The sequence below is a fragment of the Streptomyces sp. S3(2020) genome, assembly GCF_013044505.1.
Lineage (GTDB): Bacteria > Actinomycetota > Actinomycetes > Streptomycetales > Streptomycetaceae > Streptomyces.
In genome coordinates this window covers 32,895-50,339 of record NZ_JABERD010000060.1, presented here as the reverse complement: position 1 = coordinate 50,339, position 17,445 = coordinate 32,895, and the positions used below count along the sequence as shown (strand labels likewise).

The window sequence follows — 17,445 nt, the reverse complement described above, 5'->3', positions numbered from 1 at the left end:
ACCGGTATGAAACAGGGCCCTTCCCTGGGGGAGGGGCCCTGTTTCATACCGGTTCTGGGCGGGGGGCGCGCACGGTCAGGCGGGCGTGGGCGAAGTCGCGGTTGGCGGTGACCCGTTGGCGGTGGGGTTCGGGTAGTTTTCCGCCGTCCAGGAGTTGCTCGCAGCAGTCCAGTGACTCGCGGTACGCGCCCATCCAGTAGGCGGAGACCGCCAGTTCGTCCAGGGCCCGCCAGTCGTACCAGCCCTGTTCGACGAAGAGGATGTCGTCGGGCTGCGGGATCTCCGTCGCGCGTCGTGCGAACAGGTAGGCGAGCGGCCAGCGGTTCCCCTGGACACGGCACAGGTGGGCGAGTTCGCCGAGGGGTTCGGCACGGGTGGGCCGGTACTCGTGGGCCTCCAGGAAGCGGGTCATGACCTCGGGCGTCCTGCGCTTCAGCTTCTGGGCCAGGCGGGCGGCGTAGAGGCGGGCGCAGAACGCCTCCTCGGCGAAGCCGTCCATGGCCGCGCGCCGGTCGTAGGCGGCGAGCGCCTTCGCCGGTTCGTCGGCGTCGCGCCAGCTCTGGGCGAGATAGAAGGCGTACCGGGCGTTGTCCGGTTCCTTGGCGAGACCGTCCTTGAGGATCGCGGCGTCCCGCAGGTACTTCTTGCGGTCGCTGTCCTGTGACCGTCCGCCGCCGCCCATGATGACCATGCGCACGCCGTCGAGGGGCGCCCGGTCGAACGGGCCGTCGCACTCCAGGTATTCGTGCAGTACGCCCACGTACCGCCAGGGGAGCCGGGTCGACACCATCGTCGGACGCCAGTGGACGACCGGGCCGTGGTGCACCGCGAAGTCGTAGCAGTCGTGGGTCAGATCCGGCATCGTGAAGCCGGGGTCGGTCCCCAACACGTCGTCGGCGTCGATGAACAGGAGATAGCGCGCACTGTCCCGCGCCCGTTCGATCGCCTCCGTGCGGCTCAGGTCGAAGCCTTTCCACGGGCTCTCGTACAGGGTTCCGGGCAGGCCGGCGAGCGTCTCGCGGATGATGTCCTGGGTTCCGTCGGTCGAGCCCGTGTCGAGGATCACCCAGGTGTCGACGAGGGGAAGCACGGATTCGAGGCAGCGCCGGATCACATGCGCCTCGTTCTTGACGATCATATTAAGACAGACCGTTTTCATGGCTTTTTCTTTTCGCCGGCGGCAAGGGGCGGCTGGTGAATTTATCGAGCCTTGGCGGCCCATTCAAGGGGGCGCCGGTGGATCGGGATGTATAAGTGGGGAGTTCCAGTCGCCGGACCGGAGATATTCCTATGGTCATCACCGAACGGTTCCCCACGGCTCGCGAAGAATCCCGGCCGGCCGCCCCCGCCGATTCCGCGTCCGCGTGGCGCGGGGTGATGCTGTGGCTGTGGCCGTTCGCCGTCGCTCTCGCGGTGGGGGGCTTCGGGATGACCGACTCCCTGCTGGGGCGCGATGAACTGGTCACCTGGGACATGGTGGGCCGGGACACCGGCCGGATCCTGGCCACGCTGGGGAACGTGGACGCCGTACACGGCACGTATTACCTGCTGATGCACGGATGGGTGGAGCTGTTCGGGGATTCCGTTGTTTCACTGCGGCTGCCGTCGGTATTGGCCGTGGCGGTGGCGGCGTCCGTCATTGCTCTCATCGGGGAGCGGCTCTTCGGATATCGGGCCGGAATTCTGGCCGGGCTGCTCTTCGCCCTCTCGCCGGCGGTGAGCCGTTATGGACAGGAGGCCCGCAGCTATGCCCTCGTCATTCTCGCGGTCGCCCTCGCCACGCTCCTGCTGCTGCGCGTGCTGGACCGTCCGCGCAGCCCCTGGCGATGGGCCGGCTACGTACTCGCGCTGGTCCTGACCGGACTGCTCCACCTGATCGCGCTGTCCGTCGTACTCGCCCACGTCTGTCTGCTCGCGGCTCACGCGCGGCAGGACCGCTCGCTGTGGTGGAAGTCCGCTGTGGCACTGGCGGCGGTCGCCGGATGCGTCGCCCCGCTCGCCGTGCTCGGCAGGTCCCAGGCCCAGCGCCAGCTGTACTGGGTGCCGGTGCCCGACGGCTGGGCGCTTCTCTCCCTGGCCCAGGGCCTGTTCGCGTCCGCGCTGGGTGGTGGCGCCCTGATCGCCCTGGCCCTGCTCGCCCGCTCGGGGCGCAGGGCTCCGCTGGTGCTGTGCGGTGCCTGGGCCCTGCTGCCTCCCCTCCTCGTCTGGGCCGCCTCCCACGGTGAGGTCTCCTACTTCCGCAGTGTCTACGTCCTCTTCACCCTTCCGGCCTGGGCCCTCCTCGCCGGTGCCGGGGTCGCCTCGGCCTCGCGGTCCTGGAAGGTGGCCGCTGTCCTGGTCGCGACGCTGGCCGTGCTCACGCTGCCGGACCAGAGGCAGATGCGGCAGCCGTTCGAGCACGACGCCCCGGTGCCGCTCGACTACGCGGCGGCGGCCGATGTGATCGAGCGGCTGCACCGTCCCGGGGACGCCGTCGTCTACGACCGTGCCGACACCTGGAAGCTCGACGGCGGAGTGCGGTACTACCTGCCGCGCGACCTGAGGCTGCGCGATGTCTTCCTGGCGAGGACGCCGGCCGGGATCGACGACCTGTACGCGGTCCAGTGCTCCGTGCCGGACCTGTGCCTCCGGGACGAGCCGCGCATCTGGCTGGTGACGCAGGGGACGGGCTTTCCCTTCAGCGCCATCGACCCCGCGCAGGCGAGTGCCTTGCAGCGGCGGTACACGGTGTCCGAGAGCAGGTCGGTGACGGGGATGACGGTGAGTCTGCTGGAGCGCACGGGGCGGCGGTAGACGCGGCAAGGGGTGTCCGGCGGCCGTGACGACCTGCGGGACACCCCTTGTGCCGGGCTGCGGGCGAGCGGACTTACGGGACGACGGTCCCGCCGTTCACCGCGCCGATGGACGGCTGCCTGTTCACGAGGACCCAGGGGTTGCTGGCACAGTTCAGCGTGCGGTCACTGGTGACCACCGCGCATGTGGTCTCGTAGATCTGTCCGCCGGTGGTGATGACGTCGATCCGCATGTCGCCTTCGGCCTGGTTGCCCTGGGCGTGCCCCTCGACGGAGATCCCGCAGGCGTCCTGCGGGTAGCCGCGGTGCCCGGTGAGGTCGGTCCAGAGGAAGGGCCCGGGGGTGTTCCCCGTGAGGTCGCGGATACCGGCGTAGGTCCGGTTCGGACCGCCCATGACCGGCGGGGTCAGCGCGGCCCGCAGCTCGAAGTTGTTGCTGTCCTGGGTGGAGTCGATCTCGACGCACGCGTTGGCGCCGGTGGCACCTGTCGCTCCCGTAGCGCCCGTGGCACCCGTCGCTCCGGTGGCGCCCGTAGCGCCCGTCGCCCCGGTGGCTCCGTCCACGCCGTCCGCTCCGGTGGCACCCGTCGCCCCGGTGGCTCCGTCCACGCCGTCGGCCCCGGTCGCGCCCGTGGCTCCCGTCGCGCCGTCCGTCCCGTCCGCGCCGGTGGCACCCGTGGCACCCGTCGCGCCCTTCGGGCCCGTCGCACCCTTGGGACCCGTCGCCCCGGTCGCCCCGGTCGCGCCCTTGCACTTGTCCTTGGGCTTGGGCTTGCTCTCGGGGACGTACGATTCCGCGGACCTCGACTTGTGAGGGCGGCAGCTCTTGCCCCCTTGCTGCGCGGCGGTCGGCTTGTCGTCGGAGACGGAGGCGGCGGCCGCCGCCGTGGGCGAGACCACTCCGGTCGCGAGGACCAGGGTGAGGGAGGCGAGCATCCCGGCCTTGCGGAACCGGGAGCGGGCCAGCGGCCCCAGCGGCGACGGTGTCTGTCGCGAACTCATAGGCATACTCCTCTTGCGCACAGCAGGCCGGGGATGTCCCGGCCTCAGTGCGAGGGTGACCCGGACGCCCCACGACTTCGGCCCTGGCTCCGGGAAACGCGCCGTTAAATAGGTAAAACGGTCTAGCGGATTGCGTGATCCGGGTGAGCGGGCGTGACGGCATCGCAACCCGCGGGGCGAATCCAGAGCGTCGGCCGCCGCGTCTTGGCCGGTATGGAACCGCAGAAGTCGTCGCCCCGGCCCCGGCAACCCGAGGGCTGCCTCACCACCGCCATCCGCATCCCGGTACGGATCGTCGCGCTCGTGCTCGTCGTGCCGGTGCGGATGGTGTGGGACGCGCTCGTGGTGGCGGGACGGTTCCTGAAGGACACCGTGCTCCGGCCGTTCGGGCGGGCGCTGCTGTGGCTCGGACGGGCCGTGTTCGTGTGGCCGCTCGTGGGGTTGTGGCGCTATGTGGTCGTGCCGATCGGCAAGGGGCTGGGGTGGCTGGGGAAGTACCTCGTCCTCGTGCCCCTGGTGTGGCTGTACCGGTATGTGCTCACTCCCGTCGGGCACGGCTTCGCGTGGGTGTACGCGCGCGTGCTCACCCCGATGGGGCACGGGATCATGTGGGTGCTCAGGGGGTTCGGCGCCGGGCTCGCCGCGATCGGGCTCGGGGTGTACACCGCCGTGGCGTGGCTGGCGCGGTATCTCGTCGTCGTCCCCGCCCTGTGGGTGTACGAGTGGATCCTGACGCCCATCGGGCACGGTGTGCTCTGGATCCTCCGGGGCATCGGCCTCTGCCTGTACTGGATCACGCGCGTGCTCCTCGTGCTGCCGGCGCTCGCGCTGTGGCGGTGGGTGCTCACGCCCCTCGGGCGGTTCCTCGCCGTCGTGGGGCGGGAGGTGTGGGACGCGCTCGGGCACGCGTGGCGGATCGCCGGGCACATCTCGCTCGCCGTCGGCCGGTTCCTGGGGACCCTCTTCCGGTGGATCTTCGTGGAGCCGGTGCGGTGGGTGTACCGGACGCTGCTCACACCGGTCGGGCATGTGCTGCGGGACCTCGTGCTGCGGCCCGTCGCCGAGGCCGCGCGCGGTGTGGGGCGGGCCACGCGACAGGCGCTCGCCACCGCCCGGGAGTCCGTACGGCAGGCGCGGGCCGACCTGCGGCGGATGCTCCTCGGGGAGCCCCGGGAGACGGTCGGGGTGGACCGACGGGAACCGTCGGGGCGCGAGACACGTACTCTTGGTAGCAGTACGACCGCACTCACGAAGGACTGAACGACACTGGGCAAGCGACAGCCCGAAGGCCCGCCGCCCGCACCCGCGGTGCAGCGCATCCGACTGCGCTACACCAAGCGCGGCCGCCTCCGGTTCACCAGCCACCGTGACTTCCAGCGCGCTTTCGAGCGTGCGTTGCGCCGTGCCGAGGTGCCGATGGCGTACTCGGCGGGGTTCACGCCGCATCCGAAGGTGTCGTACGCCAATGCCGCACCCACCGGCACGGGCAGTGAGGCGGAGTATCTGGAGATCGCCCTCACCCAGGCGCGGGACCCCGAGAAGCTCAGGGTCCTGCTCGACGAGTCGATGCCCACCGGGCTCGACATCATCGACGCGGTCGAGGCCCGGACCTCCGGGCTCGCCGACCGGCTCACGGCCTCGGTGTGGGAGCTGCGGCTCGACGGAGTGGAGGGGGACGAGGCCGAGCGGGCCGTTGTCGCCTTCAATGCCGCCGACGCCGTCGAGGTCCAGCGCAAGACCAAGAACGGCATCCGAACGTTCGACGCCCGCTCCGCAGTCGTACAACTTGAGACGCACTGTCCACAGGCTGATAGGCCGACCGACCAGCCCTGTGCGATACTGCGGCTGGTTGTTCGGCACGTGACGCCTGCCGTTCGACCCGACGACGTCCTGTCCGGTCTTCGCGCCGTGGCCGACCTGGCGCCGCCGGTCCCCGCAGCGGTGACCAGGCTGGCGCAGGGGCTGTTCGATGAAGAGACCGGCACGGTGACCGACCCGCTCGCGCCCGACCGCGAGGCAGCTGAGGCCCTCACAACGGCCGCTGCCGCCGCGAAGGCGCCGGCGTAGGGAAGGTCCCGCGAAGGACGGACGTCGTAGCGCAGCCCTCGTACTCGGGAGCCACCTGGGTCGGGCAGCGCACCGACCAGAAGACTTTCGCCAGGCCGTACCCAACAGGGTGTACGGAACCGGCGAGACAGGACACAGAGAGCTCCCGTGCGGCGCCCGCGCCCCGGACGGCGGCACCGCGCATCGCGCGAGCCGCGGACGTCACCGGCATCGCCGGACCAGGTGCGGCGCCCGGGAGCCTGACGGGAGAAACGCCCGCATGCTCGAGCCGACCGAACCCACCGAGGGTTCCGAACTCAACACCCCCAGCGACACCCTGCCGCCGCGTCGTCGGCGCAGGGCCGCATCCCGACCGGCGGGCCCGCCGGTCGGCGCCGCAGCCGAGACACCGGACGAGGTGACGCCGGCCATACCGGCCGCCGAGGACGCGCTCGCCGAGGAGACCGAAGAGCCGGCGGTGGCCGAAGAGGCCGCTGCGGAGACCGAGGCACCCGCCGAGGAGGCAGCGCCCGCTGCCCGTACGCGTCGCCGTGCCACCCGTAGGGCGTCCGCGCCCGCTGGTGCTCCGGCCGCCGCCGAGGCTGCCGAGACCGTCGTACCCGCCGCGGTCGAGGTGAAGGCGGAGGAGGCCGAGAAGCCCGCCGCTGAGCCCGAGCCCGAGGCCGTCGAGGAGGCAGCGCCCGCTGCCCGTACGCGTCGCCGTGCCACCCGTAGGGCGTCCGCGCCCGCCGGTGCCCCGGCCGCCGCCGAGGTCGAGGACGCCGCGGAGGCGGAAGAGCCTGCCGAGGAGGCCGCGCCCGCTCCCCGTACCCGCCGTCGGGCCACCCGTCGCACCGCCGCGCCCGTCGAGGCGGCGCAGGACTCCGAGGCCACCGAGCCCGTCCAGGTCACCGAGGTTCAGGCGACGACCGAGCCGGAGCCCGCCGTCGCCGAAGCGGCCGCCGAGGAAGAGGCACCCCGCCGGTCCCGCCGTCGCGCCACGCGTCGCGTGTCCGCGCCCGAGAGCGTGGAGGCGCCCGTGAGTGCTGCCGAGGAGAACGCGCCGGTCGAGACGGCCGTGGAGCCGGAGGCCGTCGAAGAGGCCCCCGCCGACGAGGCCGGCCCGCGTCGTGCGCGCCGCCGTTCCGTGCGTCGTGCCGCCACCGGGTTCTCCGAGCCCGCCGCGCGGTCCGCCGCCGACGAGGCCGCCGAGGACGAGGGTTCGCGTCGGCCCGCGCGGCCCGCCGTGGCCGTGTTCCAGGCGCCGGTCTTCGCCGAGCCGCAGTTCCAGACGCCCCAGCGGGCCGCCGCCGAGGCCGCCGCCGCCGAGGTGGAGCCCGAGGCCGAGGAGCCCGAGGCGGAGTTCCAGGAGGAGCAGACGCCGCGTCGCCGTCGCCGCCGTCGGGGTGCCGAGGAGGCCGAGGCCCCCCAGGTGGTCGAGGTTGTCGCCGAGGACGAGACGGACGAGGCCGAGGAGAGCGCCGACGCCGAGGACGGTGCCGAGGCGGAGGACGCCGAGGAGAGCGGTTCGCGCCGTCGCCGCCGCCGTGGTGGCCGTCGCCGTCGTCGCGGTGAGTCCGCCGACGCGGACGGCGAGGAGGGCGACGAGCTCGCCGCCGATCAGGACGAGCGGGCCGATCAGGACGCTGCGGACACCGCCGAGCAGGTCGAGGACGACGCGGACGACGACTCCGACGACGGCGGTTCCTCGTCCTCCAGCAGCCGTCGCCGCCGTCGCCGTCGCCGTCGCGCCGGTGACAGCTCCACCGACACCGAGCCCGGTGACGGCGACCCCGAGCGCACGGTCGTCAAGGTCCGCGAGCCCCGCCCCAAGGCCGAGCCGTCCGACGAGGTGCAGTCCATCAAGGGCTCGACCCGTCTGGAGGCCAAGAAGCAGCGCCGCCGTGAGGGCCGCGAGCAGGGCCGTCGGCGGGTCCCGATCATCACCGAGGCCGAGTTCCTGGCCCGCCGCGAGGCCGTCGAGCGGGTGATGGTCGTCCGCCAGAGCGGCGAGCGCACCCAGATCGGCGTCCTCGAGGACAACGTGCTCGTCGAGCACTACGTCAACAAGGAGCAGTCGACCTCGTACGTCGGCAACGTCTACCTGGGCAAGGTCCAGAACGTGCTGCCGTCGATGGAGGCCGCCTTCATCGACATCGGCAAGGGCCGCAACGCGGTGCTCTACGCCGGTGAGGTCAACTTCGAGGCGCTCGGCATGGCCAACGGGCCGCGGCGTATCGAGAGCGCGCTGAAGTCCGGTCAGTCGGTGCTCGTCCAGGTGACGAAGGACCCGATCGGGCACAAGGGCGCACGGCTCACCAGCCAGGTCTCCCTGCCTGGGCGCTACCTCGTGTACGTCCCCGAGGGCTCGATGACCGGCATCAGCCGCAAGCTCCCCGACACCGAGCGCGCGCGTCTGAAGACCATCCTCAAGAAGATCGTCCCCGAGGACGCGGGCGTCATCGTGCGCACCGCCGCCGAGGGCGCGAGCGAGGACGAGCTGCGCCGCGATGTCGAGCGGCTCCAGGCGCAGTGGGAGGACATCCAGAAGAAGGCCAAGAACGGCAACGCGCCGACGCTGCTGTACGGCGAGCCGGACATGACCGTCCGGGTCGTCCGCGACATCTTCAACGAGGACTTCACCAAGGTCGTCGTCAGCGGTGACGAGGCGTGGGAGACCATCCACGGATACGTCTCGCACGTCGCGCCCGACCTGGCCGACCGGCTGTCGAAGTGGACCTCCGAGGTCGACGTCTTCGCCACGTACCGGATCGACGAGCAGCTGTCGAAGGCGCTGGACCGCAAGGTCTGGCTGCCCAGCGGTGGTTCGCTGGTGATCGACCGGACCGAGGCGATGGTCGTCGTCGACGTCAACACCGGCAAGTTCACCGGCCAGGGCGGCAACCTGGAGGAGACGGTCACCAGGAACAACCTGGAGGCGGCCGAGGAGATCGTGCGTCAGCTGCGGCTGCGCGACCTCGGCGGCATCATCGTCATCGACTTCATCGACATGGTCCTGGAGTCCAACCGGGACCTGGTGCTGCGGCGCCTGCTGGAGTGCCTGGGCCGGGACCGGACCAAGCACCAGGTCGCCGAGGTCACCTCGCTGGGCCTGGTCCAGATGACCCGCAAGCGGGTCGGCCAGGGTCTGCTGGAGTCCTTCTCCGAGACCTGCGTCCACTGCAACGGCCGCGGTGTCATCGTCCACATGGAGCAGCCGACCTCCGTCGGAGGCGGCGGCAAGCGCAAGAAGCGCGGGCGTGGCGGCATCGAGCACGTGCACGAGGCCGCGGTGACGGCGGAGTCCGTCGAGACCGCCGAGCTGGATGTGGAGGCCGAGACCGAGGCCGAGGTCGTCGCCGAGGTCGCCGAGCCGGTCGCGCTGCCCGCGCCCGTCTTCGAGGCGGACGAGGAGCTGTACAGCAGTGCCGCCGAGGCGGAGGCCGCGGCCACCCGGGGCCGTTCGCGGCGCCGGGCGAGCCGGCGGTCGTCGGCTCCGGCCGGTGCGCCGAGGCGGGAGCGGGGCGAGCGGGCCGAGAGGGCCGAGGCCCCGACGGCTCAGGACGTGACCGCCGAGGAAGAGGTCGAGCGTCCGGTGCAGGTCGAGCCGGCCGCGCAGGCGCAGGCCGAGCCGGTCGCCGTCGAGGACCCGGTCGTCGAGGACGCCGCGCCCAAGGGGCGTACGCGCCGTCGTGCGACCCGCAAGGTGTCCGCGCCGGCCGGATCGCCCGCGGGTGCCGAGGCGGCCGTCGTGACGGTCACCGAGGCCGCGCCGGTCGCCGAGGAGGCTCCGGCCGAGGCCGAGCAGCCCGAGGCGCCCGCCGAGAGCGCCGCCCCGGCCCGTCCGCGGCGCCGTGCCGTGCGCAAGGCCACCGCGCCGACCGCGTCCGAGGAGACGGCCGTCGTGGTCGTCCCCGCGGCGGAGACCGCCCCGGAGGCCCCGGCCGCCGAGGAGTCCGTCGAGGAAGCGGCTCCGGCCAAGAAGACGGCCGCCCGCAAGACGGCCAAGAAGGCGACGGCGAAGAAGGCCGCCACCAAGAAGACCGCGGCCAAGAAGACCGTCGCGAAGAAGGCGACGACCAAGAAGGCCGCCGCCAAGAAGACGACGGCGAAGAAGACCGCGGCGGCCGAGCAGACGCTGGCGGTGCTGTCTTCGGGTTCCGCTTCCGCCGACGAGAGCTGAGCTCCGGCTCGTCCCGGGTGTGCGGCTGGTCCCGAGTGATCAGCCGCACACCCGGGGGGCCCGGCCCGGTTTGACCCGTTCGGCCGTGGCCCCGTAACCTTGACCGTCGGCGTGTCGACTGACACGTCACATCCCCGTAAACCTCTTCCTCCCGGGTTTTTCCACCAGGAGAGGCTGCTCGCGCTGTCGGGCCGCTGGACTGCGGGGGTGCCGTTCCCGAGCGAGAGAGTGAGATCCGCGTGTACGCCATCGTGCGCAGCGGTGGTCGCCAGCACAAGGTTGCTGTCGGCGACATCGTTGAGGTTGACAAGATTTCCACTGCCAAGGTTGGCGACACGGTCGAGCTCTCGACCCTGCTCGTTGTCGACGGCGAGTCCGTGACCAGCGACCCGTGGGTGCTGGCCGGTATCAAGGTCCAGGCCGAGGTCGTGGACCACCACAAGGGCGTCAAGATCGACATCCTTCGCTACAAGAACAAGACCGGCTACCGCCGTCGTCAGGGCCACCGCCAGCAGTACACGGCGATCAAGGTCACTGAGATCCCCGCGGCTGCGAAGTAAGGGACTGAGGAGAGATGGCACACAAGAAGGGCGCATCGTCCACCCGTAACGGTCGTGACTCCAACGCTCAGCGCCTCGGCGTGAAGCGTTTCGGCGGTCAGGTCGTCAACGCGGGTGAGATCCTGGTCCGCCAGCGCGGCACCCACTTCCACCCCGGCGCGGGCGTCGGCCGTGGCGGCGACGACACGCTGTTCGCGCTGAACGCCGGTGCGGTGCAGTTCGGCACCCACCGTGGCCGCAAGGTCGTGAACATCGTCCCGGTCGCCTGAGCTCAGGCTTAGGGCTTCAGACCGAACGTTTCGCGAGGCGGACCTCACTTCCCCTGTGGGAAGGCGGGTCCGCCTTTCGCGTGTTACAGCAGTAGAGAACCGTACGAACATTTCAAGTGCTGGAGGCACCCCCCATGACCACCTTCGTGGACCGCGTCGAACTGCATGTCGCCGCGGGTAACGGAGGTCACGGCTGTGCCTCCGTCCACCGGGAGAAGTTCAAGCCGCTCGGCGGCCCCGACGGCGGAAACGGCGGGCGGGGCGGCGATGTCATCCTGACCGTCGACCAGTCGGTGACCACACTCCTGGACTATCACCACTCCCCGCACCGCAAGGCCACCAACGGCAAGCCCGGTGAGGGCGGCAACCGCTCCGGCAAGGACGGCCAGGACCTGGTCCTGTTCGTGCCGGACGGCACCGTCGTCCAGGACAAGGCGGGCAATGTCCTCGCCGACCTGGTCGGGCACGGCACCTCCTACGTCGCCGCCCAGGGCGGCCGCGGCGGCCTCGGCAACGCGGCGCTGGCCTCGGCCCGCCGCAAGGCGCCCGGCTTCGCGCTGCTCGGTGTCCCCGGTGACCTCCAGGACATCGTCCTGGAGCTGAAGACCGTCGCCGACGTGGCGCTGGTCGGCTACCCGAGCGCGGGCAAGTCCTCGCTGATCTCGGTGCTGAGCGCGGCCAAGCCGAAGATCGCCGACTACCCCTTCACCACCCTGGTGCCGAACCTCGGTGTGGTGACCGCCGGCTCGACCGTCTACACCATCGCCGATGTGCCGGGTCTGATCCCGGGCGCCAGCCAGGGCAAGGGTCTGGGCCTGGAGTTCCTGCGGCACGTGGAGCGGTGCAGCGTGCTGGTGCACGTGCTGGACACGGCGACCCTGGAATCCGACCGTGACCCCGTCTCCGACCTCGACATCATCGAGGAGGAGCTGCGGCAGTACGGCGCCGGGCTCGACAAGCGGCCCCGCATGGTCGTGCTGAACAAGATCGACGTCCCGGACGGCAAGGACCTCGCCGAGATGGTCCGCCCGGAGCTGGAGGCGCGCGGTTACCGCGTCTTCGAGGTGTCCGCGGTGGCGCACATGGGGCTGAAGGAACTGTCGTTCGCGCTGGCCGACGTGGTCGCCAAGGCGCGTGCCGCGAAGCCGAAGGAGGAGGCGACGCGGATCGTCATCCGGCCCAAGGCCGTGGACGACGCGGGCTTCACCGTGGTGCGCGAGGAGGACGGGCTGTTCCGGGTGCGCGGCGAGAAGCCGGAGCGCTGGGTGCGGCAGACCGACTTCAGCAACGACGAGGCGGTCGGCTACCTCGCCGACCGGCTCAACCGCCTCGGTGTCGAGGAGAAGCTGATGAAGGCGGGCGCCCGCTCGGGCGACGGTGTGGCCATCGGCCCCGAGGACAACGCCGTGGTCTTCGACTGGGAGCCGACCGTGATGGCCGGTGCCGAGATGCTCGGCCGCCGTGGTGAGGACCACCGCTTCGAGGCTCCGCGCCCCGCGGCCCAGCGGCGCCGCGACAAGGAGGCCGAACGGGACGAGGCGGCGCGGGAGTTCGACGACTTCGAGCCGTTCGAGCAGTGACCTCGCTGATTGACTCTGTGTGAACCTCGGGCGTACGACAGGGCAACCAAGCGTCGTTCCGGTGAGTCGTACTGGGCAGCGTGGATGAGGATCTTGAGCCTCTCCGCGGTCAACTGCCCTTACGACAGCCGGAGTTCAGGTGACTGTGTTCGTCCGGTCCGCCCCGTCCGCCTCGCACGGAACCCGGCGTGCCCTCGTGGTGGCGATCGCCCTGATCGCCGCCACGTGCGGTGCGCTGCCCGTCGCGCAGGCGCAGCCGAAGGCTGAGGCACGGCAGGACTTCAACGGGGACGGGTACGAGGATCTCGCCGTCGGGGTGCCGTACGCCACGGTCGGCGGCAAGAAGGCGGCGGGCTACTTCGCCGTCGTTCTCGGCTCGGCGAAGGGTCTGGACCTCGCGACCCGGAAGGTCTACTCGCAGGCCTCGCCCGGTGTCCCCGGATCGCCTGAGGCGGACGACCGTTTCGGTGACCATGTCATCCCCGTCGACCTGGACGGCGACGGCTACACCGACCTGGTGGCCCCCGCGACCGGGGAGCACTGGACGTCGGGCGGCGTGGCACAGGTCCACAGCCAGACCGTGCTGTGGGGTTCGGCCACGGGCCTGTCTGGAGGCACGCTGCTCCAGCCGGGCCGGCTCCTCGCGGGCTCCAGCCTCCCCGGTGACTTCGACGGCGACGGCCACACCGACCTGGCCATGCCCGGCGGCGTGCGGTTCGGCCCCTTCACCCGGGACGGCGTGCCCGCCCGGACCCAGGAGGTCCCCGTCTACGACCACGACGACTCGGTGCTCGACATGGCGGCCGGGGACGTCGACGGCGACGGCATCACCGACCTCCTCTCGCTGACCATGCCCGCCGACTGGGAACCCGGCGACCAGAGCTCCAGCCACCACCTCAACTACCTGCACGGCACCCGCGACGGCCTCACCCCGCTCACCGCGCTGCGGAACGCGCGGGGCGCGAAGATCGAGGGCGGCAGCGACATCGAGCTCGGTGACGTGAACGGCGACGGCCGCGACGACATCGTCTTCGGCAGGCCCTACCCGGCCAACGGCAACGAGGAGCCGAACGACCCCAGCCAGTACGGCTCACGGGTCGGTGTCGTCCTGGGCACCGCGCAGGGCCCGAAGTCCGGGGACCCGCGCATGCTCCACCAGGACACCCCCGGAGTGCCGGGCGCCGGCGAGCCGGGAGACCTCTTCGGCGCGTCCGTCGAGGTCGGGGACGTCGACGGCGACGGATACGCCGACATCGTGGCGGGCAACCCGCTGGAGGACTTCTCCGGAGCGCAGGACGCGGGCACGGTCGCCGTGATCCCGGGTGGGGCGGCGGGCCCCACCGGCGCCGGTTCGAAGGTGTTCAGCCAGAACACGGCCGGTGTCCCCGGCACCGCCGAGCGCCGGGACCGCTTCGGCGAGGCCGTCACCCTGCTGGACACCGACGCCGACCACCGTGCCGACCTGGTCGTCGGTGCCCCCGGCGAGAACGCCGACGCCGGCTCGGTGTGGGCCTTCCGTTCCACCGCCGCCGGGGTCACCACCACGGGGTCCCGCTCCTTCGGCGCCAAGGCCTTCGGCATGAATCCGGACTCCGCCCGGCTGGGTGCGGACTTCCCGCACTGAGCCTCGTACGGATCGACAGTGCGGGGCCCGTCGCACGGGCTCCGCGGAGGGACCGACGGCGACGGGTTCGCCGTACGGAATGGACAGGGGAGGGTGCAATGAGCGGTGCGATGAGTGGCAGACGCAGACAGGCCTGGGGGGCGGCGGTCGCCGTGGTGCTGGCCGTCACGGGGGCGGCCCCGGCGGCCGCGGACAGCGCGGCGACCGCCGCGCGGCTCCAGGACGACTTCAACGGGGACGGCTATGCCGACCTCGCGGTCGCGGCGCCTTCGGGGAGCGTCGGCGGCAAGGCGCAGGCCGGGTATGTCGCCGTGCTGTACGGCACGGCGCACGGGCTGACCACCACCGGGCGGAAGGTGTTCAGCCAGAGCACCGCCGGGGTGCCGGGCAGTGTCGAGAAGGGCGACCGGTTCGGCAGCGCGCTCACCACGGCCGACCTGAACCGGGACGGGTACGCGGACCTGGTCGTCGGGGTCGGCGGCGAGGACACGGCCTCCGGGGGCACCGACTCCGGCTATGTGCAGGTCGTCTGGGGCGGGAAGAACGGGCTGTCCGGCGCCGCGTCCCTGGCCACCGGCAAGAGCGCGAACGACCGGCTGGGCACCCAGGGCCGGCTCACCGCCGCCGACGTCGACGCCGACGGGGCGACCGACGTGGTGACCGTCCAGAACGAGAAGAACCTGCGGGTCCTCAAGGGCCCGTTCGCGAAGGACGGTTCGCACGAGGGCGAGCAGGTGGTGACGGACCGCTACAACAGCCGGATCCTCGACCTGGCCGCAGGGGACGTCAACGGCGACGGCATCACGGACGTCGTCGCCGCCGCGAACGACCAGGAGGAGTGGGACTCGCGCCGGATCGCGTACTGGTACGGCACACGCGACGGTGTCTCCCCGTACTTCACCCTCGTCTACGACATCGACGGCGCCGGCCTCCAGGGCGGCGAGAACCTCGACGTCGGGGACGTGAACCAGGACGGCTACGACGACATCGTCGTGGGCCGTGCCGTCGACGGGTACGACAGCGACCACGACGCCTACCCCGCCAAGGGCGGCCGGGTCGGCTGGATCCCGGGCACGGCGAACGGGCCCGACGGGGTCGCCGGCGTCTTCCTCAACCAGGACAGCGCGGGGGTGCCCGGCACCGCCGAGAAGGGCGACCGCTTCGGGACCGACGTGCAGATCGGTGACGTCGACGGCGACGGGTATCCGGACGTGGTGACCGGGCTGCCCGGCGAGGACCTGGGCAGCGCGGGCAACGCCGGTTCGGTGGTCGTCCTGCGCGGCGGTGCCGCCGGGCTCACCGGGGCCGGCGCCCAGGCGGTCAGCCAGAGCACGGGCAACGTGCCCGGGACCGCGGAGTCCGGCGACACCTTCGGCGCGGCCGTCCACCTCGGTGACGCGAACGCCGACGGACGGGCCGACCTCGCCGTCGGGGCACCGGGGGAGAACTCCGCCTCCGGGTTCGTGTGGACGTTCCGCTCCGGGGCGGCGACCGTCGTGGCACCGAACGGGACGACGGCGTTCGGCACGACCCTGCTCGGCACCAACGGCAAGAACGCGAAATTCGCCTCCGGTTTCGCATACTGATCATCTGTCAGGCCCGTTGCGGCAACGGGGGGTTCCTGCGCCGCAACGGGTCTTCTGTTGTCTGCTCATTTGTCATGCACCCGAAGCCCGGGGTTCAGCGGGCCGACCGACCGCGGGCATGTGCTTCCCCGTGTCCAAGAGCCCAGTGAGGCAAGGGAGTTCGTTGATGACCGGAGCAACATCGCCCGACCGACGCCGCTTTCTGACCGCCGGGGCCGCCGTGCTCGGCGCCGCCGCCTCCGCCCAGCTGTGGCTGCCGACCACCGCCCGAGCGGCCGGAACGACGCTGCCCGACGGCGTGTTCAGCCTCGGTGTCACCTCCGGCGACCCGCTGCCCGACGGCATCGTCCTGTGGACCCGGCTGGCCCCCGACCCGCTCAACGGCGGCGGTATGCCCGACGAGGTCGTGCCGGTGGAGTGGGAGCTCGCGGAGGACGAACGCTTCAGAAAGCCCGTACGCCGGGGCGTGGCCCAGGCGCGGCCCGAGTACGGGCACAGCGTTCACGTGGATGTACGGCATCTGCGCCCGGGCCGCACCTACTGGTACCGCTTCCGCACGAGCGGCCAGATCTCGCCCACCGGCCGCACCCGCACCGCCCCCCACCCGCACAGCAAGGGCGGCAGCCTGCGCTTCGCGCTCGCGTCCTGCCAGAACTACCAGCACGGCTATTTCACGCCGTACGCCGACATGCTCGCCCAGGACCCCGACTTCGTGCTCTTCGTCGGCGACTACATCTACGAGTCCTCGCCCGCCTCGACGGGTGTGCGCCGGCACGAGGGCACGGGGGAGCCGTACACCCTGGTCCAGTACCGCAACCGGTACGCCCAGTACCGCAGCGACCCGGACCTCGCCGCGATGCACGCCGGCGCCCCCTGGATCGTCACCTTCGACGACCACGAGGTCGACAACGACTTCGCCGGCGAGATCCCGCAGGACCCCGCCAAGCAGCCGCACGACGCCTTCGTGGCCCGGCTCACCGCGGCCTACCAGGCGTACTACGAGCACATGCCGGTCCGCGCGACCTCGGTCCCCGACGGCCCGCACATCCAGATGTACCGCCGACTGGAGTTCGGCCGCCTCGCCCGGCTCAACGTGCTCGACACCCGGCAGTTCCGCAGCGACCAGGCGACCAGCCAGGAGGGCGCCCAGGACCCCTCGCTCACCATGCTCGGCGCCGGGCAGAAGGAGTGGCTCCTGGACGGGCTGCGCGACTCCCCGGCCCGCTGGAACCTCATCGCCTCGCAGATCATGATGGCCGAGACCGATCTGAAGGTCGGCGAGGGCAAGCTCTGGTACTACGACGCCTGGGACGGCTACCAGGCCGAACGCAACCAGCTCATGCGGGAGTTCGAGGACGTCCGCAACCCCGTGGTGTTCACCGGCGACCGCCATCTGACGATGATCAGCGACCTCAAGGAGGACTTCGCCGACCCGGACTCCGACGTCGTCGGCGCCGAGTTCGTGGGGACGTCCATCTCCAGCAACGGCGACCAGGACCAGGACGCCTTCCACCGGCAGTGGGACCCGCTGATGGCGGACAACCCGCACTGGAAGCTGCTCGACGCCCACCGCGGCTACCACCTGTTCGACGTCGACCGGCACGGCATCGACGCCCGGGTCAGGACCGTCGACACGGTCCGGCAGCCGACGGCCACGGCGAGCACGCTGGCCACGCTGCGGGTGGAGTCGGACCGGCCCGGGGTCGAACTCGTCTGAGCGTGAACTGCGTGTGACGGGAGCCTGGGACTCATCTGTGTCCCAGGTCTCTCTCAGCGCAGTCTCAGGAACCCCTCTTACCGTCCC

Annotated in this window: 12 protein-coding genes; 10 read left to right on the top strand and 2 right to left on the bottom strand. The window is 71.5% G+C overall.

Annotated features, from left to right (window positions below):
• Positions 1–43: 43 nt before the first annotated feature.
• The gene (locus HLK59_RS20685) at positions 44–1,138 is read right to left on the bottom strand and encodes a glycosyltransferase (RefSeq protein WP_171142963.1); all 1,095 of its coding nucleotides are present in this window, start codon (positions 1,136–1,138) and stop codon (positions 44–46) included.
• A gap of 152 nt (positions 1,139–1,290) precedes the next feature.
• On the opposite strand from HLK59_RS20685, the gene HLK59_RS20680 reads away from it, so the two are divergent.
• A complete protein-coding gene (locus tag HLK59_RS20680; protein WP_171142962.1) occupies positions 1,291–2,793 on the top strand; it encodes a glycosyltransferase family 39 protein in 1,503 nt (500 codons plus the stop codon).
• Between the two features lie 73 nt (positions 2,794–2,866).
• On the opposite strand, the gene HLK59_RS20675 is transcribed toward HLK59_RS20680, so the two are convergent.
• Positions 2,867–3,793 carry a hypothetical protein gene (locus tag HLK59_RS20675; protein ID WP_171142961.1) on the bottom strand — a complete coding sequence of 309 codons (927 nt, stop codon included), beginning with the start codon at positions 3,791–3,793 and terminating at the stop codon, positions 2,867–2,869.
• A 213-nt stretch (positions 3,794–4,006) separates the two neighbouring features.
• On the opposite strand from HLK59_RS20675, the gene HLK59_RS20670 reads away from it, so the two are divergent.
• The 9 genes from HLK59_RS20670 to HLK59_RS20630 all read left to right on the top strand — a co-directional run bounded on the left by HLK59_RS20670 (position 4,007) and on the right by HLK59_RS20630 (position 17,358).
• A complete protein-coding gene (locus HLK59_RS20670; RefSeq protein WP_171142960.1) occupies positions 4,007–5,053 on the top strand; it encodes a hypothetical protein in 1,047 nt (348 codons plus the stop codon).
• A gap of 48 nt (positions 5,054–5,101) precedes the next feature.
• Positions 5,102–5,860: a TIGR03936 family radical SAM-associated protein gene (locus tag HLK59_RS20665; RefSeq protein WP_171142959.1), complete on the top strand. Its 759-nt coding sequence runs from the start codon at positions 5,102–5,104 to the stop codon at positions 5,858–5,860.
• A gap of 259 nt (positions 5,861–6,119) precedes the next feature.
• Complete coding sequence (locus HLK59_RS20660; protein ID WP_171142958.1) at positions 6,120–10,022, top strand: Rne/Rng family ribonuclease; 3,903 nt, start codon at positions 6,120–6,122, stop codon at positions 10,020–10,022.
• Positions 10,023–10,261: 239 nt separating this feature from the next.
• Positions 10,262–10,582, top strand: coding sequence for a 50S ribosomal protein L21 (gene rplU, locus HLK59_RS20655; RefSeq protein ID WP_046259920.1), 321 nt, complete (start codon positions 10,262–10,264; stop codon positions 10,580–10,582).
• Positions 10,583–10,596: 14 nt separating this feature from the next.
• Positions 10,597–10,851 carry a 50S ribosomal protein L27 gene (gene rpmA, locus HLK59_RS20650; RefSeq protein WP_030961848.1) on the top strand — a complete coding sequence of 85 codons (255 nt, stop codon included), beginning with the start codon at positions 10,597–10,599 and terminating at the stop codon, positions 10,849–10,851.
• Between the two features lie 134 nt (positions 10,852–10,985).
• Positions 10,986–12,431 carry a GTPase ObgE gene (gene obgE / locus HLK59_RS20645; RefSeq protein ID WP_171142957.1) on the top strand — a complete coding sequence of 482 codons (1,446 nt, stop codon included), beginning with the start codon at positions 10,986–10,988 and terminating at the stop codon, positions 12,429–12,431.
• A gap of 139 nt (positions 12,432–12,570) precedes the next feature.
• Positions 12,571–14,055 carry an FG-GAP and VCBS repeat-containing protein gene (locus HLK59_RS20640; RefSeq protein WP_171142956.1) on the top strand — a complete coding sequence of 495 codons (1,485 nt, stop codon included), beginning with the start codon at positions 12,571–12,573 and terminating at the stop codon, positions 14,053–14,055.
• A 110-nt stretch (positions 14,056–14,165) separates the two neighbouring features.
• Positions 14,166–15,641 carry an FG-GAP-like repeat-containing protein gene (locus HLK59_RS52025; protein ID WP_171142955.1) on the top strand — a complete coding sequence of 492 codons (1,476 nt, stop codon included), beginning with the start codon at positions 14,166–14,168 and terminating at the stop codon, positions 15,639–15,641.
• 166 nt (positions 15,642–15,807) lie between these two features.
• Complete coding sequence (locus HLK59_RS20630; protein ID WP_171142954.1) at positions 15,808–17,358, top strand: alkaline phosphatase D family protein; 1,551 nt, start codon at positions 15,808–15,810, stop codon at positions 17,356–17,358.
• Positions 17,359–17,445: the final 87 nt, after the last annotated feature.

What these genes read in the sequence shown, in the direction of transcription:
- HLK59_RS20630 (WP_171142954.1), top strand. Translation starts at nt 15,808, where the DNA reads ATGACCGGAGCAACATCGCCCGACCGACGCCGCTTTCTGACCGCCGGG.
- HLK59_RS20660 (WP_171142958.1), top strand. Translation starts at nt 6,120, where the DNA reads ATGCTCGAGCCGACCGAACCCACCGAGGGTTCCGAACTCAACACCCCC.
- HLK59_RS20680 (WP_171142962.1), top strand. Translation starts at nt 1,291, where the DNA reads ATGGTCATCACCGAACGGTTCCCCACGGCTCGCGAAGAATCCCGGCCG.
- rpmA (WP_030961848.1), top strand. Translation starts at nt 10,597, where the DNA reads ATGGCACACAAGAAGGGCGCATCGTCCACCCGTAACGGTCGTGACTCC.
- HLK59_RS20685 (WP_171142963.1), bottom strand. Translation starts at nt 1,138, where the DNA reads ATGATCGTCAAGAACGAGGCGCATGTGATCCGGCGCTGCCTCGAATCC.
- HLK59_RS52025 (WP_171142955.1), top strand. Translation starts at nt 14,166, where the DNA reads ATGAGTGGCAGACGCAGACAGGCCTGGGGGGCGGCGGTCGCCGTGGTG.
- obgE (WP_171142957.1), top strand. Translation starts at nt 10,986, where the DNA reads ATGACCACCTTCGTGGACCGCGTCGAACTGCATGTCGCCGCGGGTAAC.
- HLK59_RS20675 (WP_171142961.1), bottom strand. Translation starts at nt 3,793, where the DNA reads ATGAGTTCGCGACAGACACCGTCGCCGCTGGGGCCGCTGGCCCGCTCC.
- HLK59_RS20670 (WP_171142960.1), top strand. Translation starts at nt 4,007, where the DNA reads ATGGAACCGCAGAAGTCGTCGCCCCGGCCCCGGCAACCCGAGGGCTGC.